The organism is Desulfovibrio porci (assembly GCF_009696265.1).
GTDB classification, from domain to species: domain Bacteria; phylum Desulfobacterota; class Desulfovibrionia; order Desulfovibrionales; family Desulfovibrionaceae; genus Desulfovibrio; species Desulfovibrio porci.
Window position 1 is genome coordinate 50,103 of record NZ_VUMH01000012.1, and the last position, 24,856, is coordinate 74,958.

Consider the following 24,856-nt stretch of genomic DNA (forward strand, 5'->3'; position numbering starts at 1 on the left):
TATGAACAAATTCCGTTCTTCCCATCTTCCGCTCCTGGCTTGCGCCGTTCTGCTGCTGGGCGCCTGCGTGCAGAGCGGCTCCGGCGGCAGCGGCACCCTGAACCTGGAGCAGCAGGTGCAGCAGCACGACATGCAGCTCAAACAATTGCAGCCCGCCCAGGCCGACGCCTGGAATCAGCTTCAGGCCATGCGGCAGGAGCTGAACATCCTCAAGGGCCAGATGGACGATCTGCAGAACGTGGGCGGCGCGCGCGCCCTGGTGGAACGCGTCAACAGGCATGACGCGGCCTTGCGCCAGGTGGAAACCAGCATGGCCCTGAATCTCAATCTGGGCGACCCGCTGCCCGCCGCACCGGCCTCGGCTCCCATGGCCGCGCCCCAGGCTGTTCCCATGTCCGGCATGTCCGGGGACGCCGGCTACGGCCAGCCCGCCCAGGGCGGCATGCCCGCGGGCAGCCCCGGCTACGCGGCCGCCGTGCCCGAAGGCACCCAGCCCTATCAGAACGGCGCGGCCGGGCAGACCCAGCCGGCCCAGGCTCCCGCCGCCAGCACCTGGGGCCAGCCTTCGCCGCAGCCCGTGGTGCAGGCCCCGCAAAAAGACATTTCCCTGGCGCTCTTCGACGCCGGCGTCAATGCCTACAACGCCCGCAAGTATGAGGAGGCCCAGCGCTCCTTCACGGACTTTCTGAAAAACTACAAGGACCACAACCTGGCCCCGGAAGCCCAGTACTATCTGGCGGAATGCTACTTCCAGCGCAACCAGTTTGCGGATGCGGCCCTGGCCTACGACACGGTGATCAAAAAATATCCCAAGTCCTCGCGCGCGCCCGGTGCGTATCTGAAGCAGGGCATCAGCTTCAGCAAGCTGAATCAGGGCGCTGCGGCCAAAGCCCGGATGCAGGAACTGATCAAAAAGTTCCCCAACTCGCCGGAAGCCGCGCGGGCCAAGAGCTTTCTGAAGACCAACAAGTGAGGACGATTTCACCTGTGCAATGTGGCAGCAGAACAATGTCAGGGCATCAAAACCGGAAAAGGGGAACGGGATGGCGGAGCAGCACGACGAGCCGGCCGTATACAAGCAACTGAGCACGGAGATGCGTCAGGGGCTGAAGGATATTTATCAGCAGATTTCCACGGCCTCCAGCGATCAGGTCACGCCCGTGCCCGACACGGACGCCCTGTTCCACGAGGCCTCGGATCAGTTGGGCGAAGTGCTCAAGGCCACGGAAACGGCCACCATGAGCATCATGGAAATAGTGGAAAAACACCTGGATCTCCAGGCCGAAAGCGCGGAACTGCTGGCCGCCGTGCGTGAAGGCGCGGCCACGGAAAGCCAGAAGCTCCGCCTGTCCGAAATCAACAACCAGTTGGGCGACGATCTCACCAGCCTGCTGACCACCCTGAGCTTTCAGGACATCACAGGCCAGCGGATCAAACGGGTGGTCGCGGCCCTGAACAAAATCGAAAGCAGCGTGGTGGAACTCTATGTCTCCTCGGGCCTGATCATGGAGGGCGCGGAAAAAGACCCGGCCAAGGACGCGCAGGCCCTTCAGGACGAAGCGCGCAAGGCCGTGGAGGATTTCCGCCAGAACCGCAAGGTTTCCTCCGAACTCAAGGGACCGGGCAAGGATGGCGTCTCCCAGGGCGCCATTGACGACATGCTGGCCCAACTGGGCATGTGATCAGCTCCGGTTCCGGCACAGAACGCAAACAGCCCGCCGTAGGTTTTCCCACGGCGGGCTGTCTGTTTTCGGAATTGACCGTTATGAAGTCGCCGGTGTTACGCCACTACCTTCTTGCCCAGTTCCAAGGCCTTGAGATTGGATTCCTGCAACTTGGCGGGCAGATATTTTTTGATGGCCGCTTCCAGGGCGTCCACGCCGAAAGGCAATACGCCCGAGGCGCAGACCGCGCTCAGCAGCACGGTATTGCCGCTCTGGGCCGAACCGGCCTGAAGCCCCAGCTCGCGGCAGGGGATGAAGCGGCACTGCCCGGCCACCAGCCGGGTCTGTTCCTTGATATGGGCCATATCCGGATAACTGGCCTGCCCCAGAGAGACGCTCACCGGCGGCAGGGGATCGCTGCTGGAAAAAACCGCGCCGCCGGGCCGCAGATAGGACAGGCCGCGCAGGGTTTCCAGAGGCTCGAAGCCCAGCAGCAGGTCGGCTTCGCCGAAATCAAGCTTGGGCGAGCGCCAGCCGCCCAGCAGCAGCACGGATTCCACCACGCCGCCGCGCTGGGCCATGCCGTGCACTTCTCCGGCCACCACGTCCAGACCGGCCTGAAGGGCCGTACGCGCCAGCAGGGTGGTGGCGGTCAGGGTTCCCTGTCCGCCCACGCCGGTGAAATAAATCCGCATCCGTTTTTGTTTGTCGTGTGCTTTCATACTTTCACCACTCAGCGCTTTTTGGCTTTAAAGGCCGTGGGAGCGATCTGCAGGCAGACCATGCAGCCGGAACACAGGGTTTCATCCACGGCCAGGTTATCGCCCTGGCGGTAAAAGGCCGGACAGGCCAGCTGTTCCAGACAGCGCAGGGCTTCCGCGCCCTGCTGCGCCACTTCGGCCACCTGCGGCTGGGCTTTTTTGAGGCGGCGGCGGGCGTAGAGCACGCACGGCTCCTCGGCGATGAGCACCCGCACGCCGGGTTTGCCTTTCATTTCTTCCAGGGCCTTGGTCACGGCCTTAAGGTTGAAGGCCCGCACCTTGGCGCACTCGGTCACGCCCAGGCCGCGCACCACGGCTTCCATATCCATGTGCGCGCTCATGTCGCCCAGCATTTCCTGCAGCATGCCGGGATTGGGCTGATGGCCGGTCATGGCCGTGGTGCCGTTGTCCAGGATCACAAGGAGCAGGTCGTGGTGGTTGAAGACCGCGTTGGCCAGGCCGGTCATGCCGGAATGGAAAAAGGTGGAGTCGCCGATAAAGCCCACCACCGGCTTGCCCGAAGCCCGCGCGAAACCGCTGCCCGCCGAAACGGACGAGCCCATGCAGACCAGGAAGTCCGCGGTGCGCAGGGGCGGCAGCAGGCCCAGAGTGTAGCAGCCGATGTCGCTGGAATAGACGGCGTCGTCCCCGAAGACCTGACGCACGGCGTAGTATACGGCACGGTGCGAACAGCCGGGGCAAAGGTTCGGCGGGCGGCCCGGCAGATCCGTTTCCACGGGCCGCGCGGACTTGGCCGGGCAGGGACAATCCAGCCAGGCGGCCAGGCGGCGCAGCACCAGGGTGGTGGAGTATTCGCCCCGGCCGCTGAGCGTTTCGTCCTTGCCCTCAATGCGCACGTTCAGGCCGCGTAGCTGGGCCAGGGCGCGCACGCTCTGCTCCAGCAGATCCGCGCCTTCCTCCAGCACCAGCACGCGGTCGCATTTCTGAAGAAACGCGCCGATCAGGTCGTTGGGCAGCGGCCAGGTCATGCCCAGCTCCAGCACGCGCACACGGTCTTCCCAGCCGCCGCTGGCCAGGGCGTCGGCCAGATAGTTGCGGGCCACGCCGCTGGCGATGACGCCCAGACGGGTCTGGCCGCCGGAGGGCTCGCGCTCCACGTTGAAGCGGCTGCCCTCGGCGATCTGGCGGGCCTTTTCCATATTGGCGTCCAGAGCCGCATGACGGCGGAGGGCCACGGCGGGCACCGGCACGAAACGGCCGGGGTCGCGCTTGAACTCCACCTTGGGCTGGGGCGCGGGCAGATCGTCAAAATCCACCGGGCCGCGCATGTGGCTCACGCGGGTGGTGGTGCGCAGCATGACCGGCTGCTGCAGCTCGCGGGCCAGACGGAAGGCTTCGCGGGTCATTTCCTTGGCTTCCTGCGCCGAAACGGGCTCGAAACAGGGCAGGGAAGCGAAACGGGCGTAATGGCGGTTGTCCTGCTCGTTCTGGCTGGAATGGCAGCCGGGGTCGTCGGCGGTGAGCACCACCAGACCGCCGGGCAGACCGATGTACACCGAGGTGAACAGGGGGTCGGCGGCCACGTTGAGCCCCACATGCTTCATGGCAACCAGGCTCATGGCCCCGCCCAGAGCCCCGCCGGCGGCCACTTCCATGGCCACCTTCTCGTTGATGGAGTATTCCAGCCGGTAGCGGCCCTCCCCGCCCAGGCGGAGGAAGGTATCAGCCACTTCCGAGGACGGCGTGCCCGGATAACAGGAAACCATATGCACGCCCGCTTCCAGAGCGCCGCGCACGATGGCTTCATTACCCAATAACAGGTGGCGCTCCCCGCGGGCGCCGCGCAACAGCGGATCGTTGCTCATACTTCCTCCAGACCCGGCGCGCACCGCGCGGGCCGCATATGAATAAAACCAAGCCGGGCGTCCGGTCCGGCAAACGCCGGACACGTCCGGCCTGACAAAACGCTGCGGCGTTTTGCGCCGCAGCGTTACGTTGTGCTACTTTTGCGCCGCCGTATCCTGCGCCGGTTTTCCGGACGCCGCGTTGTCCTGCGCGCCCCCGGCGGGAGCCAGCGCCTCGGCCCGGACACGGTAATAGTCTCCGTCAAGGCCTTTCACTTCCTGCGCCAGCGCCTGATAGGTCCTGGCCGCCAGATCCTTCTGCCCCGCCTTGACGGCGGCTTCGGCCAGCATCTGGCGGAACTGGACGGAACGGTTCTCAACCGGCAGGCGCGGCTCCAGGCCCTGCAAGAGAGTCAGGGCCTCGGCGTTTTTGCCCGCCTTGAGCAGACTTCCGGCCTCGCCCAAGGCGGCGGTCAGGCCCAGCGCGCCGTCGGCGTCCAGTTTGGCGACTTTGGCGTAAGCGTCGGCGGCGGCAGCGTCGTCTCCGCTCTGCAGGGCGCTTTGGGCCAGGGCCAGCAACACGGAAAGACGCACGTCGGACGGCGCCTTGTCGGCCAGCGCGGCCAGCGCCTTGACGCGCTCCGGCCCCTGCATGGTCAGGCCGATGCGCGCCAGTTCCTGCCGGGCCTCGTCATTCTTGCCGCCGCTGTACCAGTGCCAGAGGCCCGTACCGGCCAGGACCAGCAGAAAAATGATCACCACGCCGGCGATAAGGCCCGCATGACGCAGCATGAACTGAAGAAGCGGAGCACTTTCGGAAGCGACTTCGGCCTGCAGGTCACGGAACAGGGGGGAAGCTTCCTCGCCTTGATTCTTTTGCGGATTCATGTATCAAAAACTCCTTAGGGAGACAGAACTGCCCAAAGCCGGAAGCCCGCGGCGCGGGCCGGCTGTTCCTGACGGGATTATTTACATAGGCCAAAGCCCGTCCCCCTGTCAAAATAAATATCCCCGCCGCTCGCGGCGGCGCAAAGGAGCAGCCATGACCCCAGCGGAAGAAATGGAACGCCTGGCGGCGCGGGCCCGTGACGCGGCGCGGGCCATGAGCCGGACCACCGCCGAGGCCAAGACGCGAGCCCTGACCGGGCTGGCCGATCTGCTGGCCGCGCGTGAAGAGGACGTTCTGGCCGCCAACCGCAAGGATCTGGATGCGGCCCGCGCCGCCGGGCTGGACGCCCCGCGCCTGGACCGCCTGACCCTGACCCCGGCCGTCATGGCCGAAATGCGCGCCGCCTGCCTGCACGTGGCCCGGCTGCCCGATCCCGTGGGCGCCACGGAGAGCCAGTGGCAGCGGCCCAACGGCCTGCTGGTGGGCCGTATGCGCGTTCCGCTCGGGGTCATCGCCATGATTTACGAGGCCAGGCCCAATGTGACCATTGACGCGGCCATCCTCTGCATCAAGGCGGGCAACGCGGTGATTCTGCGCGGCGGCAGCGAGGCCCTGCATTCCAACACGGCCCTGGCCGGTCTGCTGCAAGAGGCCCTGGCCGACGCGGGCCTGCCCCCACAGGCCGCGCAACTGGTGGGGATTACGGACCACGCGGCGGTGACCGCGCTGTGCAAGCTGGACCAGTATATTGACGTGATCATCCCGCGCGGCGGCGAGGGCCTGGTGCGCGCCGTCACCGAAGCGGCCACCATGCCGGTGCTCAAGCACTTCAAAGGCGTCTGCCACGCCTTCATCGACGCGGACGCGGATCTGGATCAGGCCCTGGACATCGTCTTCAACGCCAAGGTCCAGCGGCCCGGCGTGTGCAACGCCCTGGAATGCCTGCTGGTGCACCGGGACGCGGCGGCGCGCTTTCTGCCGCTGGCGGCCGCGAAACTGGGCGAGGCCGGGGTGGAATTCCGCGCCTGTCCGGCTTCCCTGCCCCTGCTCGGTCCCAACGCCGTGCCCCAGCGGCCCGAAGATCTCGGGCAGGAATTCCACGCCCTGGTCCTGGCCGTGCGCGTGGTGGACGATCTGGACGCGGCCCTGGACCACATCGCCCGCTACGGCTCCAACCACACCGAAATCATCTGCACCCGCGACTACGGCCGCGCCATGCGCTTTCTGCGTGAGGCCGACGCCTCCATGGTGGCGGTCAACGCCTCCAGCCGCTTCAATGACGGCGGACAGCTGGGCCTGGGCGCGGAAATCGGCATTTCCACCTCCAAGCTGCACGCATACGGCCCCATGGGCGTACAGGAGCTGACCACCACCAAGTTCGTGGTTCTGGGGCAGGGACAGGTGCGGCAATAAATGACGGCGAGCAACGGACAGCGGCCGGGCCGGGCCATTCTGGGCGGCAGTTTCAACCCGCCGCACGTGGGACATCTGCGTCTGGCCGTGGAAGCGCGCGAAGCGCTGGGCCATCTGGTGCAGGGTGTGGATCTGGTGCCCTGCGCCCAGCCGCCGCACAAAAAAACCGGCAACCTGCTGCCGTTTGAACTGCGCGCCGCCATGTTGGAAGCGGCCCTTGCTCCTCTGCCCCAACTGCGCTGCAACCGTCTGGAAGCCCTGCGGGACGGCCCCTCCTACACCTGGGATACGCTGCGGGCCTACCACGCGGCGGAACCGGGCACGGATTTTTATTTTCTGCTGGGCAGCCCGGATTTCGCCCTGCTGCCCACGTGGCAGCGTGGCCTGGAACTGCCCCGGCTCTGCCATTTCGTGGTGGTCCCGCGCGGCGACCTCACCCCTGATGAGTTCATGGACATGACCCGCGCCCTCTGGCCCACGGCCAGCGAGCACCCGTCCGCCCTGCCCGGCGGCGTCTGCATGGCCCTGCCCGGGGGCGGGCTGGCGTATTTTCTGCCGCTGCCCTGGCTGGCCGTGAGCGCCTCGCGCATCCGCGAACTCTGGCTGGCCGGGCGCAGTGTGGACTATCTGGTGCCCGAAGCCGCCCTGAATCTGCTGCGGACGCACCGGCAGGCCATTGCGGCGCACTGGCGGGAGGCGCAGTAAGCATGCTTGCCACCGCGCCCAAGGAATTGCGTGAAAACATCGCCCGCGCCATCGGTTATCTGCGCCGCGGCGAGGTGGAGCGCGCCCTGACCTGCATGAGCGCGGCCCTGCGCCAATACGCGGGCCTGCGGCTGCTGCGCGCGGCCAGGGCGGGCCTGGACATCCAGATCAACGAATTTCTGAGTTCCCTGGTCCACCACCAAAGCATGCAGCCCCTGCTCGATCCGGGCCACAGCGGCAAACCGCGCGCCATTCCCTATCAGCAGGGCAAGGAAAACGCCCTGGCCACCGTGCTGGACGGTCTGGCCAAAATTCTGCGGGACGAGGCGGAAGAGTCCATCCGACGGGAGGCCGAGGCGCGCCTGGAACGCAAAAAAACGCTGATCCAGACCGGCGTGCAATTGATGCGCGAAGGGCAGGCCGCCAAGGGCCGCGCCTTTCTGAAACGCGTGGCCGATGAATTCAGCGACGAGGAAGGCATCCGCATCCAGTTGGGCCAGATCTTCGCCGCCGCCGGACAATACGCGGAAGCCGCCGAAATGTATGAGGAAGCCATGCTTTCCCAGCCCCGCGAGGCGGCGGCCTATACCGGGGCGGTGACGGCGTGGCTGAAACTGCGGGAATTTGAAAAGGCCGAAAACGTCTACAAGGCCATTCTGCGCACCTTCGGCGGGCACCCTTCCACTTTCGGCAAAATGGCCAAAATGTATCTGGAATGGCGCCAGCGCGGCCAGGCCGAGGATATGGCCCTGCGCGCCCTGCAGGCCGATCCGCAGCAGACCGACGCTCTGGAGGTCATGGCTGTGCTGGATAAAAAATAGCCGCCCCCAGGGCAGACGCATCTAATTTCAATTTTGCCAGTCTGTTATTTGTCGTGATTATCCGTCAAAACCAGCCTTTCCGGCGCTGGCGGCGTCATCTGGCGCTTTTTTGCTGCTCACGTACTTGAGTACATCTCTGCTCTCGATGCCCGTAAGCTCACTACGCTCGCCAACGGGCACGGCCCTTTGGGCCGCCTTCCGGGCGGTTTCCGCGCAAAAAGCGCCATTTTCCTTGCCCGCGCCGAAAAATCTTGCTTCAGCCGTTGCGACGCAGGAGCTTTAGCCGTAGGCGAACCTGTGAGCCGTACGGATAAAGACAGCACTGCCAGCTACGGCTGAAGACAGCAATGAGTTACACGAAATTGTGTCCAGGGAAGTCACTGTCGCTATCCGTAGCGATGCTGTCTTGTTCCGTAACACGGCTTCGCCGTGAACGGCTCAAGCAAGCCGCTGGCGCGGCAACGGCTAGCGCATTTTTTAGGATCCTCCCGGCACCAGCCATCCGCCTGCGCTTCGCTCCGGCGGAGCAAAGGTGGCTTTGCCCCTTTTTGTCCGCTGCTGATCTATTTAGATGTAATGTTTCAATAGGTTGTTCACCCTCCCTCAAATCGGTAGAACTGGAGTTGCCACACAACAGCAAACCGACCGAGGGAGAAGGTGAATAGCCATAAGAATGCCAAGCTGACGGCCAGAGGTCGAGAAGAAATGATCCGGCGGATGGCTCCGCCCCTGCGCGATAGCGGCGGGTTTTAGGGTAATTCTGCGAAGTGCCAGGGAAAAAGAATATCTTGTACGAATGACGGGTGATCTGGCCGCCCTGCTGCGGGAGTCCAGAACTCCGGGATAGAGTATTTCAAGGCGAATCTGTCCTACTGGTGCCCCCCATGACAGGCCGGTAATTTTTCCGGCCCGTTACGGGCGGCGGCGAAGTAAGTGAGAAAATTGTGACACGTAATTGACAAAAATAACACGACCTGCTACTTCTTTTTGCACCGCGCCCATTTTTGCGAATTGTTTCCGGGGCAAATTTTTTTTTGGACTTTGAGTGTTACATTTTTAAAAAATGTAACACATCACCGATTCCCGTTGCGTGCTTTTGGTCCGAATGCGTAACGCACTGTTTTTACGAGGTTCATTCTCTGTCCGCCTGACGTATTTCGGGTGCGGAGTATCTTCAAACAGAGTTGGCCGTCGCACGACATACATCTGACGCGGGCAAAGAGCGGAAGGACAATTCAGGCGCAGCGCGGCGGCATGGAAAAATGACTGTGCGTCGGAGCGGGCGCTTGGGAGCGCACGGGGCGGTGTCGACGCTTGGTAACACGATTTTTAAAAAGATATTACCAAACAGTGACAAGCCGCGCGTTTACGGACGGAGGCTTGCCCTGAAAACCAATAACCAGCGGTTTGGCGACCGCTGCCAGCATGAGGATGCCATCATGGAAAATAGCGCGGACACCAAGGCGACCTGGCTGGACGGGAACAAGATAGAGCGGGTGCTCGAAAGCTGTAGCCGCGAGGACGCGGCGCGCGTGCGTGACGTCCTTGCCAAGGCCGGGGAGTTGAAGGGGCTTTCCCTCTCGGACGTGGCCGTGCTGATGGGTGTTTCCTCACCGGAACTGACGGCGGAGCTGTATCACACGGCCAAGGCGGCCAAGGAAGAAATCTACGGCAACCGCATTGTATTGTTCGCCCCGCTGTACATCTCCAACCTCTGCTCCAACGAATGCCTGTACTGCGCCTTCCGCAAATCCAATACGCAAGTGACCCGCCGCGCCCTGAGCCGGGACGAAATCATCGAAGAAACCAAAATCATTCTCCGCCAGGGGCACAAACGCGTCCTGATGGTGGCGGGCGAGGCCTATCCCGGCGGCGGCATTGACTATGTGCTGGATTCCATTGACGCCATTTATGAAGCGCGTGAGGGCGGCAGCAACATCCGCCGGGTCAACGTCAACTTGGCTCCCCTTTCGGTGGAGGATTTCCGCCGCCTCCAGGAGCGGCATATCGGAACGTTCCAGCTTTTTCAGGAAACCTACCACCGTCCCACCTATGAAAAAGTGCATCTGTCCGGTCCCAAGCGTGACCTGGACTGGCGGGCGTCATCCTTTGACCGCGCCATGCTGGCCGGGATCGACGACGTGGGCATGGGGCTGCTCTACGGCCTTTACGACTGGCGCTACGAAACCCTGGCGCTGATGATGCATATCGCCCACCTGGAAGAACGCTTCGGCGTGGGCTGCCACACCATCAGCGTGCCGCGCATTGAACCCGCCATCGGTTCCGATCTGGCTTCCCGGCCGCCGTATGCCGTCAGCGACGAAAACTTCCTGAAACTGGTTGCTATCTTGCGTCTTGCTGTCCCGTACACGGGCCTGATCATGTCCACCCGCGAAAATGCCGCCATCCGCGCCTTCACGCTTGAACTCGGAGTATCGCAGATTTCGGCGGGCAGCCGGACGAACCCCGGCGGGTACAAGGAGGACAGCCGGTTCGAGGCCGCCCAGTTCCAGCTCGGTGATCACAGAAGTCTGGCCGAAGTGGTGAAGGATCTCGGCGACCACGGTTTCATCCCGTCGTTCTGCACGGGATGTTACCGTCTGGGCGCACGGGCAAGGATTTCATGGACCTCGCCAAACCAGGTCTCATCAAGGCCAAATGCGCGCCCAACGCGCTTTCCACCTTTGAGGAATACCTGCTGGACTACGCCGACGAGAACGCGCGCCTGGCGGGCGAAGGGGCCATCGCCGCCTCGCTGGACGGCATGGAGGCACGCACCCGTCGCGTCTCGGAAAGTCTTCTTTCCAAGGTGCGCGCCGGTCAGCGGGACGTTTACTGCTAGTATCCTGTAACGCATAAAGTTACGGGATACTGGCCGCCGGACGAAAGTCCGGCGTGCCGCCGAAGGCGGCGTGAGTGAGCCGAAAACAACGTTTTTCGGCGAAGCGATCCTCACACAGAAGCAGATTCGCTTTGAAATGTTGCCATTTCAAAGCTGACATTCTGGGAAAAAACGTTGTTTTTCCCAGAATCAACGCCGCTTCGCGGCGCGCAGCGTTGTGCGCCGCGACAGAACATTTCAAAGTTAAAATGCTCTAGTCGCGCCACCGGGAAGACCCATGCAGCGGGAAGACATTCTGGAGCTTTTGTTCGCAACGCCCTACGCCGTCCTACGGGAACGCGCCGGACAGGCCGTGTCGTGGGAAAAGGGTTCGCACGTGCAGGTGCGGGGCCTTGTGGAATTCTCCAATGTCTGCCGGCGCAACTGCCGCTATTGCGGCTTGCGGGCGGCCAGCGGCAGGGTTGCGCGCTACACGCTCTCCAGAAACGCTATCCTGGAGGCGTCGGCCCGGGCCGTAAGCCTGGGCGCGGACACCATTGTGCTGCAATCGGGCGAATACGCCATAGAGCCACACTGGCTGGCCGGGCTGGTGGCGGACATCGGCCGCGAACTGCATGTGCCGGTGACGCTCAGCGTGGGGGAGCACCCCCACGAAGCCTACGCCCTGTGGAAAGAGGCCGGGGCCGCGCGTTTTTTGTTGAAGCACGAGACCGCCGATCCTGACCTCTATGCCCGGCTGCATCCGGGATACGAGCTTGCGGGACGTATCGGGCATCTGCGCGTGTTGCGCGAACTGGGCTATGAAGTGGGCACCGGCTTCATGGTGGGCCTGCCGGGGCAGAAGCCCGAGTCACTGGCGGATGACATTCTGCTGGCGCGGGAACTGAACGTGTCCATGTGCGGCGTGGGGCCGTTCATTCCGCAGGCGGACACGCCTCTGGGGACGCAGCCCGGCGGTTCGGCCGAGATGACCCTGCGGGTCATGGCCGTACTGCGTCTGGCCCTGCCTTGGGCCAATATTCCCGCCACCACGGCCCTGGCCACGGTGGATGCGGTTTCAGGCCAGCGGGAGGGCCTGCTGGCCGGCGGCAACGTGCTGATGCCCGGTTTTACGCCGCCGGAATACCGTGAACAGTATTGCATTTACGACAATAAAAACCGCGTGGACATGGAGAGCGCCCGCACAGCCATTGAAGGAGCCGGACGTACGCATGCCCTGAAGGCGCTGCACTGACGTCAGGAATGTGATTCACCTGTTACCGCCAGGAGGTTGGGATGCCGCGTATCGCTATGGAGCATATTGAGTATGAGTTGAATGTGCCGCCACAGGGAGCAAATGGCGACAAGATGTTTTTCGTGCAGATTGATGCGGAAAAATGCATCGGCTGCGACACCTGTCAGGAATATTGTCCCACCGGGGCGATTGTCGGAGAAACCGGCCTGGCACACAAGGTCGCCCATGTCGAACCGTGCATCAACTGCGGCCAGTGCCTGACCCACTGCCCGGAAAACGCCATTTACGAAGTGCAGACCTGGGTGCCGGAATTGCGGGAAAAACTGAAGGACAAAAACGTCAAATGCATAGCCATGCCCGCGCCTTCGGTGCGCTATGCCCTTGGCGAGGCGTTCGGCCTTGCGCCCGGCAGCGTGACCACGGGCAAGATGCTTTCCGCCCTCAAGGCGCTGGGCTTCGCCCATTGCTGGGATACGGAATTCGCCGCCGACGTGACCATCTGGGAAGAGGCCTCGGAATTCGTGGCGCGCCTGGGCGAGAAAAAGGACCTGCCCCAGTTCACCTCCTGCTGTCCGGGCTGGCAGAAGTACGCGGAAACATTCTATCCCGACCTGTTGCCGCATTTTTCCTCCTGCAAGTCGCCCATCGGCATGAACGGTCCTCTGGCCAAAACCTATGGCGCGGAAAAACTGAAGTATGATCCCAAACAGATCTATGCCGTTTCCATCATGCCCTGCATCGCCAAAAAGTACGAAGGGCTGCGGCCCGAACTGGCCGCCAGCGGCCTTCACGACATCGACGCCACGCTGACCACGCGCGAGCTGGCCTATCTGATCCGCCAGGCGGGCATAGACTTCAACAAACTGCCCGACGGACAGCGCGACAGCCTGATGGGCGAATCCACTGGCGGCGCGACCATCTTCGGCGTGTCCGGCGGCGTCATGGAAGCGGCGCTGCGTTTCGCCTACCAGGCGGTGACCAGCCAGCGCCCCGAAACATGGGATTTCAAGCAGGTGCGCGGCCTCAAGGGTATGAAGGAGTACACCGTGACCATCAAGGGCATAGAGTTGCGCCTGGCCGTGGTGCACGGGGCCAAACGCTTTGCCAAGATCTGTGACGAGGTCCGCGCCGGGAATTCCCCGTACCACTTTATTGAGTTCATGGCCTGTCCAGGCGGCTGCGTCTGCGGCGGCGGCCAGCCGATCATGCCGACCTTGCTGCAGAATGCGGAGCGCAAGGCGACCAGTCTGTTCGCGGGCCTCAAAAAACGTCTTGCCGACACCAACCCCAGCGCATAGGAGGCGGTATGTCCATACTTATGAGCACACGGCGCGGATTTTTAAAAGGAGCCTGTATCCTGTCCGGCGGATTGCTGCTGGGCGTCCGCACGGTCAACAAGGCCTATGCGGCCGTCAAGGAAATCAAGGATTACATGCGCGACCGCGCCAGCGCCGTCTACAAGGCCGATGCGGCTTTTCCCAAGCGGGCCTCCCAGGACAACGCGCAGGTCAAGGCCCTGTATGATTCCTGGCTCGGCAAGCCGCTGGGACACAAATCGGAAGAACTGCTCCACACCAAGTGGTTTGACAAATCGAAAGGTCTTAAAGCGCTTGTCGCCGCAGGTGAATACCCCAATCCTCGCCACAAGGAATTCGCGGGCGACACCTATCCGTACGAATAAGCCTCCGGCCTTTCCGCCTGGGGGCTGATACGCACAGTCCCCTTCCCAGACCCAGGCCGACGCGGTTTTGCCCGACCGCGTCGGCCGTCCTGAATTTCCGGCGGCCGCAAAGCGCGGCCCCCTCCCTTTCGCACCCTCTCCCCCCATAAGGAGCAGTTCAATGATGGAAACGCCCAAGGGGCTGCGTCTGCACATCGCCCTTTTCGGCCGCCGCAATGTGGGCAAGTCCTCATTGCTCAACGCCCTGACCGGACAGCAGGTGTCCATCGTGTCGGATACGCCCGGCACCACCACCGACCCTGTGGAAAAAACGCTGGAAATGGCTCCCCTGGGACCGGTTGTTTTTCTGGACACTGCGGGTTTGGATGACGCGGGCGAACTGGGAGAACTGCGGACGGAACGCAGCCTGCGGGTCATGCAGCGGGCCGACGTGGCCCTTCTGGTGACGGAAGGCGAAAGCTGGGGAGAGCACGAAGCCCGGATTGCCGCCCTGTTGCGTGAGCGGGAAATCCCTTTTGCCGTGGTGCAGAACAAGGCGGATGCATACCCGGCCGCGCCTGGACGGGCGCACGGGCCGGGAGTTTTGGAAGCCAGCGTGTCCGTTATCCGCGCCTCGGCCCGCGACGGCCTCGGACTCGCCGAAGTGCGCGCGGCCCTGGAGCGCCTTGCGCCGGAGCGTGCCCTGCACCAGCCCCCTTTGCTCAGCGACCTGCTGCCGGACAAAGGCGTGCTGGCCTTGGTGGTACCCATTGATACGGGCGCGCCCAAGGGACGGCTTATCCTGCCGCAGGTGCAGGCCATCCGCGACAGTCTGGACGGCCGCAAACTCTGCATGGTGGTGACGGAAGAGGAGCTGCCCGACGCGCTGGGACGTCTCAGGCACGCGCCGGATTTGGTGGTCTGCGATTCCCAGGTGGTGCACAAGGTCGACCGGGACACGCCGTCCGATATCCCCATGACAACCTTTTCCGTGCTTATGGCCCGGTTCAAGGGGGATCTGACCGCGCTGGCCCAAGGAGCCGGGGCGCTTACCCGGCTTACGCCCGGCGACGCGGTGCTGATTCAGGAAGCCTGCTCCCACCATCCGCAAAAGGACGATATCGCCCGCGTCAAGCTACCGCGTCTGCTGCAAAAGCTGGCCGGAGGCGAACTGCGGATCGCCTGGAGCGCGGGCAAGGAATTTCCGGAATATGACGGCGCTTACAAGGCCGTGGTGCACTGCGGCGGCTGCGTCATCACGCGCGGGCAGATGCTGGCCCGCCTGCGCGCGGCCGCGGCCTCGGGTTGCCCCATGACCAATTACGGCATGGCCATTTCCTTGGCGCAGGGGGTGCTGCGCCGGGAGCTGTCGCCCTTTCCCGATGCCCTGCGCGCCTTTGAGGCGGCATGCGCGCATCCCTGAATATCTCGTGCCTGTGGAGAAATAACCGTCGGAATAAAATGCAAAAAGAAACTTCATGGCTATGCCGCCCTGGAAGCGTCATCCACGCAGACATGCAGGTATTCTCAACCCGGCCGACGACGGCGGACTTGCCGCGTTCCCGCTTTCCTGTTTTACCAAGTCGTGTTATGTTCAGATGAAGCATTTGTCTCGGCTTCTCCCTCTGGTAGCGTCGGACCGGTTCTTTTCCCTCCAGTGAAGAAAGACGAGAGCAGCCGAGTTGTGCAAGAACCGGAACACACTGCTACGCCCCAGCCGCAAAGCAATCGCGTCGCCGGTCAAGCGCTCCTTGCGCAGAGCCGGGACACAACCGACTTCATATTCCGTCAGCTTGCTCTGGCAATGCTTGGGCCGAGAACTTCTGTCAATAAGGTTCGCAGCGCCTCACTGACGGTAACGGCTCATCTATTTCCTGGCGGTTCGCAAGCTTACCCTAAATCCCGCCACCGCTATTTCGGCAGGGGCGGAGCCCATTCGCCGGATCATTTCCTCTCGACCTCCGGCCGTCAGTTTGGCATTTTTATGGCTGTTCACCTTTTCCCTCAGCCGGTTTGCTGTTGCTGTGGCAACTCCAGCCATACCGATTTAAGGGAGGGTGAACAACCTATTGAAACATTACATCTAGGCAATAAATAAAGATTTTTTAGATGCGTCTGCCCTGTAGCCGCCCCGCCCCGCTCTTGACATCTCCTTTGCAAAAACGACAGAATGAAAAATTATGTTCCAGTGAAGGAGAAGAGCATGAGCCAACACATTACCCTTGGCGGCAAACCCGACAGCCGGGGCTTTTTCGGCGCGTATGGCGGCCAGTACGTGCCAGAGCCGGTCAAGGCCCGCCTGGACGAACTGTCCGGCGCTTTCGACGCGGCCCTGAACGACGCATCGTTCCAGCGCGAGCTGGAATACCTGTTTGTGCATTACACGGGACGTCCCAGCCCGGTGTTCCATTGCGCCAATCTCAGCCGCATGCTGGGCGGGGCGCAGATCTGGCTCAAGCGCGAGGATCTGAACCATCTGGGCGCGCACAAGATCAACAACACCCTGGGGCAGTGCCTGCTGGCCAAACGCATGGGCAAAAAGCGGGTCATCGCCGAAACCGGGGCCGGTCAGCACGGCGTGGCCACGGCGGCGGGCGCGGCGCTCATGGGTCTGGACTGCACCATCTGCATGGGCGAAGTGGACATTGAGCGCCAGCATCTGAATGTGGTCCGCATGGAAATGCTGGGCGCGCGCGTGCTGCCCGCCACAAGCGGCCAGCGCACGCTCAAGGAGGCCGTGGACGAAGCCCTGGCCGTGTGGGTCAATGATCCGGAGATGTTCTACGTGCTGGGCTCGGCTGTGGGGCCGCATCCCTATCCTTATATGGTGCGTCACTTCCAGTCCGTCATCGGACGCGAGGCCAGGGCCCAGATGCTTCAGGAACTGGGCCGTCTGCCCGACGTCTGTCTGGCCTGCGTGGGCGGCGGTTCCAACGCCATCGGCATGTTCGCCGGTTTTCTGGACGACATGGAAGTGCGCCTCATGGGCGTGGAACCCGGCGGACGCGGCACGGCCTACGGCGAGCACGCGGCCTCGCTCTGCCTGGGCGAGCCGGGCGTGCTGCACGGCTTCAATTCCTACATGATCAAGAATGCCGAGGGCGAGGCGGGCGAGGTCTATTCCATTTCCGCCGGTCTGGATTACCCCTCGGTGGGTCCGGAACACGCCCAGCTCAAGGATCTGGGCCGGGCGGAATACGTCAGCGTCACGGATCAGGAAGCTCTGGATGCCTTTTTCTCCCTGTCCCGCCATGAAGGCGTGATCCCGGCGCTGGAATCCTCGCACGCTCTGGCCCAGGCCATCAAGATGGCCCCGGCCATGTCTTCGGACAAGGTGCTGCTGGTCAATCTTTCGGGCCGGGGCGACAAGGACGTGACCCAGGTGGCGGCCCTGATGCGCGCTGCGCGCAAGGAGAACGCCTGAGGCGGAGAGGGCCTCGGATGTTCCTTGCGGAGGCGCCATGCGCGTTGTGATTTTGGGCGGCACGGGCTTTATCGGCTCGGCCCTGGTCAAGGCCCTGTTGCGGGCCGGACATGATGTGACCATAAGCGGCCGCGGCCGCCGTTCCCAAACGGACGGCGGCCCGGCATATGCCCAATGGGACGGCCGCAGCCCGCGTGACCTGGCGGAAATCTGCCGGGGCGCGGCGGCTGTGGTCAACCTGTTGGGCGAAAATATCGGGGCCGGGCGCTGGACCAGAGCCCGGCGCGAAGCCATTGTACAGAGCCGCGTTTGCGCGGGCCGCGCCGTGGCGGACGCCTTCGCCCTGCTGAAGAAGGACGGGGCCGCCCCACCGGCAACGCTGATTCAGGCGTCGGCCTCGGGCTGGTACGGGCTCTGGCCCGATCTGGCCACGGCCCCGGACTCTACGGAAGACGCCCCGGCGGGATCGGGCTTTCTGGCCGATGTGGCTCGCCAATGGGAGGCTTCCTCCGCGCCGGTGGAAGCCCTGGGCGTGCGGCGGGTCCGCATCCGCACCGCGCCGGTGCTGGGCAAGGGCGGCGGAATCCTGACAAAAATGCTGCCCCTCTACCGTTGGGGCCTGGGCGGCCCGGCGGGCAGCGGCCGCCAGCCTTTCCCCTGGATTCACCTGGATGATGAAGCCGGGGCCGTTCTTTTTCTGCTGGAACATCCGCAGATCAGCGGCCCCTGCAATCTCTGCGCGCCGGAACAGGTCGACGCGGCCGGTTTTGCCCGCGCTCTGGGCCGGACCCTGCGCCGCCCGGCCCTGTTCAGAATCCCCGCCTTTGCGCTGCGTCCGGCTTTGGGCCGGATGGCCGAGGAACTGCTGTTCAACGGCCAGCGCTGCGCGCCGCGCGTTCTGCTGGAAGCGGGCTATGTCTTCCGTTACCCGGATCTGGACGGAGCCCTGCGGGCCAGCATATAGCAATTTTCTTGCACAGCACCGAACAGCCCCGCCCTTGCGTGGAAAGGAGGAAGAGCATGCGGGATCCGTTGAAAAATTTCTGGCGTCAACCGCCTCAAGGCTATGATCAGGATACAGCGGGAAGAACCGGGGAACAGCTTGCGCGCTGGGAAAAAATCTGCGGCTTCAAACTTCCGGCGCTGTACAAAGCGCAACTGCGCTTGCAAAACGGCGGCCTGCCTTGGCCCCAGGCCTATGTTCATGGTGGTGTTGCCGAATGCCTGTTCATCAATTCCGGGGAACTTGACGGCATCCCGGCGAACGAAAAATACTGCTCCCTGGATGAGGTTTACGGCAAGGAAGAAATGGAAGAGGTTCTGGGCAAGGACTGCCGCCAGGAACGTCTGTATGTGCTTTCCTGGGTTGACGGGCACAATGTGCTTTGTCTTGATTACGGCATGACGCAGGAAACACCGCGGCAGGAGCCGGAAGTTTGCTATTTTGAAACTGACGGATTTGAAGAAGTTTTTCGGGTACCGTCTTACGATGTCTTTATGGAACGCCTGGTTTATTCCGTTGCCTGCTACGAAGGCTGCTGGCATCTCGGCATAAAAACGGGCCTGCTTTCGCAGGACGTTTTGGCGGAGCACTGCGCGCGGGCGCTGGGCATTCCCCTGAAGAGGCGTGAGGACGACCGGTACGGCTGGTTTAATTTTGACGCATGGTACGGCGTCGTTGTTCCGGAATATGAAGGGCGGGAGTTGCGCTGCGCGCTCTCGCCCAATCGTTTCAACGCCGGTACCTGGCTTTTTCCGGACAGCCGTGAATATTCCTTTATCCTGGAAATCGACTTTGAAGAAACTTCGGATCAGGACGTGGCCGAAAGCCGTATCCTTCTTGAAAGCATGGTGAAAAAACTGCGCTCGGACGCCGTGGAGCTTGCATTCCTCATGCCGGAATGAGGGCCGGCGACTGTCTTTGCCGGACGGGGCATGAAAGAAGACAAAAGCGGGATTCGGGCCAAGCCTGAATCCCGCTTTCGCTTCGGCGCGCCGCAACGCGCTTCAGGATTTTCAATAAAAAAACATCTTACTTGGCAGCGACCTTGCCGGAGAGCATCTTGTGCTCGCCGGTCAGGCTGCGCAGGAAGGCCACGATCAGATCGCGGTCGCTCTGGGGCACGTCCAGACCGGCGCAGTAGACGCCCATGATCCGCACGGCCTCATCCAGCGTATCCACAGTGCCGTCATGCAGGTACGGGCCGGTCAGCTCGATGTTGCGCAGGTTGGGCACCTTGAAGCGGCGCATATCCATCTCGCTCTTGGTGTGGTTGTAGCGGCCCTTGTCCGAACCCAGCTCCTTGCCGCCGCGGTCGGCGAAGTAATCCTTCTTCAAGTCCATGTATTCGTAGGACTGGCCGCCCACGCTCTTGCCCACGTGGCAGGAGGCGCAGCGATAGGCCTTGAAGCGGGCATAGCCCTGCACTTCCTGAGCGCTGAGAGCCTTGTCGTCGCCGCGCAGCCACTTGTCGAAGCGGCTGTCCGGCGTGATCAGGGTCTTTTCATACTCGGCGATGGCGTCGGTGATGTTCTTGCCGCTCCAGCCGTCGGGGTAGACGGCCGTGAATTCAGCGGTCAGGGCCTCATCCCGGGACAGGCGGCCGATGATCTCCTCCCAGTTCTTGCTGCCCATCTCAATGGGGTTCATGGGCGGGCCGCCGGCCTGTTCCTGCAGGTCGGCCGCGCGGCCGTCCCAGAACTGGGCCAGATTGAAGGCCGCATTGAACACTGTGGGCGGGTTCACGTCGCCGAACTGCTTGCGCACGCCTTCGGAGAAACGCTGGTGGTCCGTGCCGCCCCGGTCGTAAAAGTGACACCCGGAGCAGGCCAGAGTGCTGTCCGTGGACAGGCGCTTGTCATTGAACAGCTTGTCGCCCAGGGCCACCTTTTTGGCGTCGGTCTTGATCATGCGCGGCAGGGGCTGCAAGGGTTCGTTGGCGTGTTTGGCCGCGGCGTCAGTGGCGTAGTGGGCTTTGCGCGAAATCTTCACCCATTCCAGGATATCCCTTTTCTCCTGATCCGAAAGGCGGCTGCCCCAATGCACCACTGCGAACTTGGCCGGGGGCATGGTGTCGTTGTTGATCACCCACTCCATCTTGGCCAGCACGGTTTCGCCGATGGGCTTGCCCTTGTTCTGGATCAGCTCCACATTCAGATCCATGGCGCGGATGCCGTCGCGATAGTCCTTTTCAATGATCTGGCGGATGCCGGGCACCTTGGCATAGAAGGGCAGATCATAGCCCTGGGTGTGACAGGCCATGCATTTGTCCTGCACCACCTTCGAAACCTTGGCAAACTTGGCCATGGACGGCATGCCCCCCGGCGCCGTCTCACCGGCGGACGCGGCCAGCGCGGGCCCGCTCAACAGCGCGACCATCCCCAAAGCGGCCGCTGCGACACAGGAAATCCTCATACCCATTCCTCCCTGTTGGTGTGGGTGTACATTTGTGTCCATATTCACAATCCTGTCTCCTTTGTCAAGAAAAATTATCAATACTAAATAGGCCAAAAAAATCAGCCGGGTACAACGCGGGGTGCAACCTGCCCAATGCCGACGCGTACCGGCAAAGGCCTGACTGTCTGTCCGCGCTTGTTCCCGTCATTCAAAAAAATTTTAAACTCCCATCCGTTACCGTCCCATTCCCCAAAAAGGGCTTCATTGGGGCCTGCGGCGGATGCTTTCCGTCATGTCAGAGAAAAAAAATAAAAAAAAATTCCATCTCGAAAAAATTTAACAGGCTGATTTTATGGTAAAAATTTTTTTACGGCATTTTTACAGCCCTAAAGAGTAAAAATTTTTGCACGAATAGACTTGCAATGCACGCGGGGATTTCTTAAATTCTGATCGCGGCGGGAAACCGCCCCACAGGCGTTTCCGTTACGACAACCCGTTCCCCATCATAGGGGAGCAAAAGAAAGGAAGGTTAACCATGAAAAAGATCGCTACGCTTCTGTTGGCGGCGGGCTTGGTGTTCGGTGTTGCCACCGGCGCCAGCGCCATTGATTTCAAGGCCAAAGGCCAGTGGATCATGAGCTTTGACTATGGCCAGAACGGCAATTTTACCGGCGGTAAGGGCCAGACCGGCTACAACAACAAGGAAGACGACTTCGAAGCCCGTCAGCGCGTGCGTTTGCAGTTGGACGCCGTGGCCTCCGAATCCCTGTCCGGCACCGTGTACTTTGAAATCGGCGAACAGCTCTGGGGCAAGGCCGGCGACCGCAATGGCGGCGCGCTGGGCGCTGACGGCGCCAGCGTGGTTAAAGTGAAGCGCGCTTACATTGACTGGATGGTGCCGCAGACCGACCTGAAGTTCCGCATGGGTATTCAGGGCGTGGAACTGCCCAGCTTCACCACCGGCAGCACCGTGCTCAACGACGACGTGGCCGGCGTCACCGCCAGCTACCAGTTCAACGAAAACGTGGGAGTGACCGCCCTGTGGGCTCGTCCCTTCAACGACAACTCCGATTGGCGCCGTGGTAATCACCAGTATAGCAGCTACATGGACAACATGGACGCTTTCGCCCTGCTGGTGCCCCTGTCCTTTGAAGGCGTGAAAGTGACCCCGTGGGGCATGTATTCCGCCATCGGCCCGAACACCTTCCGTCAGGGCGACAACTTCCTGGCCGGTCCTTGGGGCACCGGCAGCTATGCCAAGGCCGGTCTGGTGCCTGTGGGCGGCGCCCTGCACAAGAATGGTTCCTCCGCTCTGAACGCCCGCAAGCTGAGCTCCTACGGCGAAGCTTGGTGGGGCGGCCTGACCGGTGAAGTGACCGCCTTTGATCCCTTCCGTTTCGCTTGGGATTTCAACTACGGTTCCGTGACTTGGGAAGACGACGGCCGCATGAACCGTCAGGGCTGGTTGGCTTCTCTGCTCTTTGAATACAAGCTGGATTGGGCCACCCCCGGTCTGTACGGCTGGTACGGCTCCGGTGACGACAGCAACCCGGCCAACGGTTCCGAACGCATGCCCACCCTCAGCGCCAACAACACCAACAGATTCTCCAACTTCGCCTTTGACGGCGATCCCTACATCGCCCGCAACGGCGCCATCGGCCACGGCATGGGCGGCACTTGGGGCATCGGCGCGCGCTTGAAGGACATGAGCTTTGTGGAAGACCTCAAGCACACCCTGCGCGTGAACTACATCGGCGGCACCAACAGCCCGACCATGGCCAAGAAGCTGTCCCTCAACGGCCTGTACGCCAACAGCGGTGGCGTCGATGGCGTTGCGGGCATGGAAGCCATGTACCTGACCACCCAGGACAGCGCCCTGGAAATCGGTCTGACCAACACCTATCAGATGTACGAAAACTTCGTCATCAATGTGGAAGCCGACTACATCGCCCTCTGGCTCGACAACAGCAAGTCCGTGTGGGGCAGCAGGCATAAGCAGGGTCTGGGCGTTCCTGAGACCCGCGACGCCTGGAATGTGAATGCCAGCTTCGTGTACTCCTTCTAATCCACTCATTCAGTCTGGTTTATGCAAAGGGGAGCCGCAAGGCTCCCCTTTTTGCGTCCTGCGTCGGGAAAAAGAAGCGGGACAGAGCGACATGCTTCGTCTTCAGGCTCAGCGCCGGGACTTGGCAGGCCCGCGCCCTTCCGGTACAACCAAAGCGTGCAGAAACCCGACCCCTCCACCATACCGCTCACGCCCGGCGTGTATCTGTACAAGGACAGCCGGGGCCGCATCATCTATGTGGGCAAGGCCCGCATTCTGCGGCGGCGCGTGCTCTCGTATTTCCGTCCTGACGGCCTGCCCGCCAAAACCAGGGCCATGCTGGCCCATGCGGTCAGCCTGGACTATCTGAGCACCACCACGGAAAAAGAGGCTTTGCTGCTGGAAGCGAGCCTGATCAAGAAGCACCGGCCGCACTACAATATCGTGCTGCGCGACGACAAGCAGTACGTCCTCTTCCGGCTCAACCTCAAGCATCCTTTTCCGCGTCTGGAGATCGTGCGCCGGGCCCGGCGCGACGGCGCGCGCTATTACGGGCCATTCACCTCGGCACTTTCCGCACGGGAAACCTGGAAGCTGATCCACCGCGCCTTCGCCTTGCGCCGTTGTTCGGACCGGGCCATGAAAAATCGTGTGCGCCCCTGCCTGTACCACCATATGGGCCAGTGTCCGGCCCCCTGCATGGAGCTGATCACGCCCGCAGCCTACCATGAAGCGGTGCACAAGGTCTGTGAGCTGCTGCAAGGCCGCGCCGAGTCCCTGCTGTGCGGCCTGCGCGAGGAGATGGAGCGGGCCGCCGCGGAGCTTGAATTTGAAAAGGCGGCAACCCTGCGCGACCAGATCCGCGCCGTGGAGCGTACCGTGGAACGGCAGGCCGCCGTCCTGCCCGGCGGCGGCGACATGGACGCGGTGGGCCTTTTCCCGGCGGACAAGGGGCTGGCTCTGGGCATCGTCTTTGTGCGCGGCGGGGCGGTCACCGACGGCCGGGCCTTTTACTGGCCGGGGCTGACCTTTGAGGACGCGCCGGAACTTCTGAGTTCTTTTGTGAGCCAGTACTACAGCCAGGCCACCCCGCCGCCGCGCGTGCTGCTGCCCTGGCTGCCGCCGGAACTGGAATGGGAAGGAGACGGCACGGAAGAAGCGGAAAGTCTCGCGCCGGAGACGCCGGCGCGCGCCGCCCACACGCCTGCGGAAGAGGGAGCCGTCCCCGAAGAGGCCACGGACGGCAAGGCCCTGCTGGAACAGGCTCTGGCGGACCGCCGGGGCGGACCGGTGCGCATTGTGGCGCCGCAGAATGCGGCGGACAATCAGCTTATCGACCTGGCCCAGGCCAACGCCCGTGAAGAGGCGCGCCGCCGCAAGAGTCAGGACGGGCAGTCCATTCTGGAACGCCTGGCGAAAGCCCTGCATCTGGCCGCGCCGCCGCAGCGCATTGAATGCGTGGACGTTTCCCATACCGGCGGCCGCCAGACCAGAGTGGGTCTGGTGGTCTTCACGGACGGGCAGCCCAGCCGCCCGGACTACCGGACCTATGCCATGCCGGACAGCGGCGACGACTACGCCACCCTGCACGCCTGGGTGGCGCGACGGCTGGAGAGCGGCCCGCCCTGGCCCGACCTTCTGCTGATCGACGGCGGCCGGGGACAGTTGGCTGTTGTGGAGCGCGCCCTGGCCGAAGCGGGTCAGACAGGGCTGTTCAGGCTGGCGGCCATTGCCAAGGCCCGCGACGAGCGCGGCCAGGCCGACCGCCGGGCGGGTAACGTGGCGGACCGGATTTTTGTGCCGGGCCGGGCCAATCCCCTGCCCTTGCGCGAAGGCGGCCCGGAATTGCTCTTTTTACAGAATGTGCGCGACGCCACCCACCGTTTCGCCATCGGCCGCCACCGCCGGGCGCGCCAGGGGGCCGCGCTTTCCGGCGAACTCATGCGCCTGCCGGGCATTGGTCCGGCCACGGCGCGGCTGCTCTGGGAAAAATTCGGCAGCGTGGAAGCCATGCGCGCGGCGGGCCTGGAGGAACTGCGCGCCCTGCCCGGCATCGGCCCGGCCAAGGCGGCGCTGTTGAAGGAAAAACTGGGCAAGCTGAGCTGACGGCCCTGCCGCCCCGTAAAAACATCCGGCCCGAAACTCCTGGCCCGAACATCCTGAACTCGTCTGACAGAACAAGGCGCGCAGCACCCGG

At 62.9% G+C, this 24,856-nt stretch carries 19 protein-coding genes and 1 pseudogene; 15 read left to right on the forward strand and 5 right to left on the reverse strand.

Features of this window, described 5'->3' with window-relative positions; translation table 11 throughout:
* Position 1: 1 nt before the first annotated feature.
* A complete protein-coding gene (gene ybgF / locus FYJ44_RS11400; RefSeq protein ID WP_154512210.1) occupies positions 2 to 973 on the forward strand; it encodes a tol-pal system protein YbgF in 972 nt (323 codons plus the stop codon).
* 70 nt (positions 974 to 1,043) lie between these two features.
* Entirely contained in the window at positions 1,044 to 1,682 is a 639-nt protein-coding gene (locus FYJ44_RS11405; RefSeq protein WP_154512212.1) for a protein phosphatase CheZ, read from the forward strand.
* Between the two features lie 98 nt (positions 1,683 to 1,780).
* On the opposite strand, the gene FYJ44_RS11410 is transcribed toward FYJ44_RS11405, so the two are convergent.
* The 3 genes from FYJ44_RS11410 to FYJ44_RS11420 all read right to left on the reverse strand — a co-directional run bounded on the left by FYJ44_RS11410 (position 1,781) and on the right by FYJ44_RS11420 (position 5,118).
* Entirely contained in the window at positions 1,781 to 2,386 is a 606-nt protein-coding gene (locus FYJ44_RS11410; RefSeq protein WP_154512214.1) for an indolepyruvate oxidoreductase subunit beta, read from the reverse strand.
* Between the two features lie 11 nt (positions 2,387 to 2,397).
* A complete protein-coding gene (gene iorA, locus FYJ44_RS11415; protein ID WP_154512216.1) occupies positions 2,398 to 4,251 on the reverse strand; it encodes an indolepyruvate ferredoxin oxidoreductase subunit alpha in 1,854 nt (617 codons plus the stop codon).
* A 135-nt stretch (positions 4,252 to 4,386) separates the two neighbouring features.
* Entirely contained in the window at positions 4,387 to 5,118 is a 732-nt protein-coding gene (locus tag FYJ44_RS11420; protein WP_154512218.1) for a tetratricopeptide repeat protein, read from the reverse strand.
* A gap of 154 nt (positions 5,119 to 5,272) precedes the next feature.
* Between FYJ44_RS11420 and FYJ44_RS11425 the strand changes: the two genes are divergently transcribed.
* The 4 genes and pseudogenes from FYJ44_RS11425 to hydG all read left to right on the forward strand — a co-directional run bounded on the left by FYJ44_RS11425 (position 5,273) and on the right by hydG (position 10,900).
* Positions 5,273 to 6,532 carry a glutamate-5-semialdehyde dehydrogenase gene (locus FYJ44_RS11425; RefSeq protein ID WP_154512220.1) on the forward strand — a complete coding sequence of 420 codons (1,260 nt, stop codon included), beginning with the start codon at positions 5,273 to 5,275 and terminating at the stop codon, positions 6,530 to 6,532.
* Positions 6,533 to 7,237, forward strand: coding sequence for a nicotinate (nicotinamide) nucleotide adenylyltransferase (gene nadD, locus FYJ44_RS11430; RefSeq protein ID WP_154512222.1), 705 nt, complete (start codon positions 6,533 to 6,535; stop codon positions 7,235 to 7,237). It abuts the gene before it with no gap.
* Between the two features lie 2 nt (positions 7,238 to 7,239).
* Positions 7,240 to 8,058, forward strand: coding sequence for a tetratricopeptide repeat protein (locus tag FYJ44_RS11435; RefSeq protein ID WP_154512224.1), 819 nt, complete (start codon positions 7,240 to 7,242; stop codon positions 8,056 to 8,058).
* Positions 8,059 to 9,497: 1,439 nt separating this feature from the next.
* Positions 9,498 to 10,900, forward strand: a pseudogene (gene hydG, locus FYJ44_RS11445) ([FeFe] hydrogenase H-cluster radical SAM maturase HydG).
* Between the two features lie 19 nt (positions 10,901 to 10,919).
* Here the strand turns inward: hydG and FYJ44_RS11450 are convergent.
* Complete coding sequence (locus tag FYJ44_RS11450) at positions 10,920 to 11,141, reverse strand: hypothetical protein (RefSeq protein WP_154512226.1); 222 nt, start codon at positions 11,139 to 11,141, stop codon at positions 10,920 to 10,922.
* 36 nt (positions 11,142 to 11,177) lie between these two features.
* Here FYJ44_RS11450 and hydE point away from each other — a divergent pair, with 36 nt between their 5' ends.
* The 7 genes from hydE to FYJ44_RS11485 all read left to right on the forward strand — a co-directional run bounded on the left by hydE (position 11,178) and on the right by FYJ44_RS11485 (position 19,123).
* Positions 11,178 to 12,134 (forward strand): [FeFe] hydrogenase H-cluster radical SAM maturase HydE, encoded by a 957-nt coding sequence (hydE, locus tag FYJ44_RS11455; protein WP_154512228.1) that lies wholly within the window; start codon positions 11,178 to 11,180, stop codon positions 12,132 to 12,134.
* 41 nt (positions 12,135 to 12,175) lie between these two features.
* Complete coding sequence (locus FYJ44_RS11460; RefSeq protein WP_154512230.1) at positions 12,176 to 13,432, forward strand: [FeFe] hydrogenase, group A; 1,257 nt, start codon at positions 12,176 to 12,178, stop codon at positions 13,430 to 13,432.
* A gap of 8 nt (positions 13,433 to 13,440) precedes the next feature.
* A complete protein-coding gene (locus tag FYJ44_RS11465; protein WP_154512232.1) occupies positions 13,441 to 13,815 on the forward strand; it encodes an iron hydrogenase small subunit in 375 nt (124 codons plus the stop codon).
* A 160-nt stretch (positions 13,816 to 13,975) separates the two neighbouring features.
* Positions 13,976 to 15,217 (forward strand): [FeFe] hydrogenase H-cluster maturation GTPase HydF, encoded by a 1,242-nt coding sequence (gene hydF / locus FYJ44_RS11470; protein WP_154512234.1) that lies wholly within the window; start codon positions 13,976 to 13,978, stop codon positions 15,215 to 15,217.
* 780 nt (positions 15,218 to 15,997) lie between these two features.
* On the forward strand, positions 15,998 to 17,218 hold the full coding sequence (trpB, locus tag FYJ44_RS11475; protein WP_154512236.1) for a tryptophan synthase subunit beta: 1,221 nt from the start codon (positions 15,998 to 16,000) through the stop codon (positions 17,216 to 17,218).
* Positions 17,219 to 17,255: 37 nt separating this feature from the next.
* Positions 17,256 to 18,182, forward strand: coding sequence for a TIGR01777 family oxidoreductase (locus FYJ44_RS11480; protein ID WP_154512238.1), 927 nt, complete (start codon positions 17,256 to 17,258; stop codon positions 18,180 to 18,182).
* Between the two features lie 56 nt (positions 18,183 to 18,238).
* On the forward strand, positions 18,239 to 19,123 hold the full coding sequence (locus FYJ44_RS11485) for an SMI1/KNR4 family protein (RefSeq protein ID WP_154512240.1): 885 nt from the start codon (positions 18,239 to 18,241) through the stop codon (positions 19,121 to 19,123).
* A gap of 127 nt (positions 19,124 to 19,250) precedes the next feature.
* Here the strand turns inward: FYJ44_RS11485 and FYJ44_RS11490 are convergent, their stop codons facing one another.
* Positions 19,251 to 20,633, reverse strand: coding sequence for a cytochrome c peroxidase (locus FYJ44_RS11490; RefSeq protein ID WP_195841022.1), 1,383 nt, complete (start codon positions 20,631 to 20,633; stop codon positions 19,251 to 19,253).
* A 517-nt stretch (positions 20,634 to 21,150) separates the two neighbouring features.
* Here FYJ44_RS11490 and FYJ44_RS11495 point away from each other — a divergent pair.
* A complete protein-coding gene (locus tag FYJ44_RS11495; protein WP_154512244.1) occupies positions 21,151 to 22,680 on the forward strand; it encodes an outer membrane homotrimeric porin in 1,530 nt (509 codons plus the stop codon).
* Positions 22,681 to 22,836: 156 nt separating this feature from the next.
* On the forward strand, positions 22,837 to 24,765 hold the full coding sequence (gene uvrC / locus FYJ44_RS11500) for an excinuclease ABC subunit UvrC (protein WP_326833685.1): 1,929 nt from the start codon (positions 22,837 to 22,839) through the stop codon (positions 24,763 to 24,765).
* Positions 24,766 to 24,856: the final 91 nt, after the last annotated feature.

What these genes read in the sequence shown, in the direction of transcription:
- ybgF (WP_154512210.1), top strand. Translation starts at nt 2, where the DNA reads ATGAACAAATTCCGTTCTTCCCATCTTCCGCTCCTGGCTTGCGCCGTT.
- FYJ44_RS11405 (WP_154512212.1), top strand. Translation starts at nt 1,044, where the DNA reads ATGGCGGAGCAGCACGACGAGCCGGCCGTATACAAGCAACTGAGCACG.
- FYJ44_RS11410 (WP_154512214.1), bottom strand. Translation starts at nt 2,386, where the DNA reads ATGAAAGCACACGACAAACAAAAACGGATGCGGATTTATTTCACCGGC.
- iorA (WP_154512216.1), bottom strand. Translation starts at nt 4,251, where the DNA reads ATGAGCAACGATCCGCTGTTGCGCGGCGCCCGCGGGGAGCGCCACCTG.
- FYJ44_RS11420 (WP_154512218.1), bottom strand. Translation starts at nt 5,118, where the DNA reads ATGAATCCGCAAAAGAATCAAGGCGAGGAAGCTTCCCCCCTGTTCCGT.
- FYJ44_RS11425 (WP_154512220.1), top strand. Translation starts at nt 5,273, where the DNA reads ATGACCCCAGCGGAAGAAATGGAACGCCTGGCGGCGCGGGCCCGTGAC.
- nadD (WP_154512222.1), top strand. Translation starts at nt 6,533, where the DNA reads ATGACGGCGAGCAACGGACAGCGGCCGGGCCGGGCCATTCTGGGCGGC.
- FYJ44_RS11435 (WP_154512224.1), top strand. Translation starts at nt 7,240, where the DNA reads ATGCTTGCCACCGCGCCCAAGGAATTGCGTGAAAACATCGCCCGCGCC.
- hydE (WP_154512228.1), top strand. Translation starts at nt 11,178, where the DNA reads ATGCAGCGGGAAGACATTCTGGAGCTTTTGTTCGCAACGCCCTACGCC.
- FYJ44_RS11460 (WP_154512230.1), top strand. Translation starts at nt 12,176, where the DNA reads ATGCCGCGTATCGCTATGGAGCATATTGAGTATGAGTTGAATGTGCCG.
- FYJ44_RS11465 (WP_154512232.1), top strand. Translation starts at nt 13,441, where the DNA reads ATGTCCATACTTATGAGCACACGGCGCGGATTTTTAAAAGGAGCCTGT.
- hydF (WP_154512234.1), top strand. Translation starts at nt 13,976, where the DNA reads ATGATGGAAACGCCCAAGGGGCTGCGTCTGCACATCGCCCTTTTCGGC.
- trpB (WP_154512236.1), top strand. Translation starts at nt 15,998, where the DNA reads ATGAGCCAACACATTACCCTTGGCGGCAAACCCGACAGCCGGGGCTTT.
- FYJ44_RS11480 (WP_154512238.1), top strand. Translation starts at nt 17,256, where the DNA reads ATGCGCGTTGTGATTTTGGGCGGCACGGGCTTTATCGGCTCGGCCCTG.
- FYJ44_RS11485 (WP_154512240.1), top strand. Translation starts at nt 18,239, where the DNA reads ATGCGGGATCCGTTGAAAAATTTCTGGCGTCAACCGCCTCAAGGCTAT.
- FYJ44_RS11490 (WP_195841022.1), bottom strand. Translation starts at nt 20,633, where the DNA reads ATGAGGATTTCCTGTGTCGCAGCGGCCGCTTTGGGGATGGTCGCGCTG.
- FYJ44_RS11495 (WP_154512244.1), top strand. Translation starts at nt 21,151, where the DNA reads ATGAAAAAGATCGCTACGCTTCTGTTGGCGGCGGGCTTGGTGTTCGGT.